The following is a 1,336-nucleotide window of genomic DNA, read 5'->3' on the forward strand; positions in this document are numbered from 1 at the left end:
ACCCCATTATTTCCTTTGCCAGCAATGGTTCCCGAAACATGGGTTCCGTGACCATTAACATCACTGGGGTTATTGTCGTTGTAGGCAAAGTCCCAACCGCGAATGTCATCAATGTAGCCATTGCCATCGTTGTCAATGCCATCTCCGGCAATTTCCCCCGGGTTTGTCCAGATGTTGCCAACTAGGTCTTGGTGATTGTAGTCAACCCCCGTATCAATAACCCCAATCACTAAATTAGGATTGCCTTTTTGAATATCCCAGGCTTCAGGGGCATCAATATCGGCATCGGGAGTACCGCCACTTTGTCCGGTGTTATGCAATCCCCAAAGTTGATTAAAACTGGGGTCATTGGGGAATGTCGCCTGGGTACTAATTGTACCCAGCGTCCGAATATAGTCAGGTTCAATGTATTCAAAAATCGGATGGGAGCCATATTGTGCCAGAATCTTCTCCACAGAGAGCGACCCGGATAACTTCCAAACCTGCGCCCCCGTCAGTTTAATCGTCTGGGTGCTGACAGCACCAAAGAGGGACTTAAACTGAGCAACTTCGGCGCTGGCGATCCCCTTCTTGAACTTGACAATGAGTTGATTGGGAGCATAAGGGGCAAGGGTGCTAGTTGCTGCCGGTCTTAGCTCTGAGGTGACGGGGGCGGTAGTGGGTACAGAGGCAGGACCCGACGCTGGACTGGTGGTGACGGCGGCAGCGGTGGGTACAGAGGCAGGACTCGACGCTGGACTGGTGGGATAACCAGAAGAGTTCATACTGAGGGAAGCGGGAAAGACCACTTGACCCGTAGCAGCAGGGGAAGCTGAAACCGTGGGGGCCTCAGAGGAGACTGTAGAGGGGGAGGGCTTAGAGTTCAGGACTCCTAAGGGAGGCGTTTCCCTCGATACAGTTAAATCGTCGGAACCTGTTAAATCAAAGGTGATTGGGAAGGCTCCATCAAAACTCAAAGAATCTTCTAGAGATGGCATATCTGTACTAGATAAATCGGAACTTACTTGTGTTGTCTTCATCACCACACACACCCCACTTTCCGAAAATTAATCGGTCAATTACTTGGGGGTGTTGGATTGTTTCTGTTTATGGTTAGGGAAAAAGACCAGCCCAACTTTTCTGCCTTGGGGCTAAATCTCTTGTTTGCTTATATTATAACCGACATTCCGCACATCTTCATATATTTTTATATGTTTTTACATTCCCCAAGATGTTTTTACGAAAAACTGTCATTGTAGAGAATACTATTAAAAACTATTTTCAATAATTGATTTTTTCTGAGAAAACCAATTACAATTCTTCACCTTGATAAAAATCCATCATTGTAGCTATAATC

The 1,336-nt window shown here is 46.7% G+C and carries 1 protein-coding gene; it reads right to left on the reverse strand.

From position 1 onward, the window contains the following. Positions 1–1,019: S8 family serine peptidase (locus N0824_RS19100; protein ID WP_146184303.1), on the reverse strand; the 1,019-nt coding region annotated here is incomplete at its 3' end. Between the last annotated feature and the right edge of the window lie 317 nt (positions 1,020–1,336).

Origin of the sequence: Microcystis sp. 0824, assembly GCF_003112475.1 — a bacterium.
In the GTDB taxonomy this organism is placed as follows: Bacteria; Cyanobacteriota; Cyanobacteriia; order Cyanobacteriales; family Microcystaceae; genus Microcystis; species Microcystis aeruginosa_C.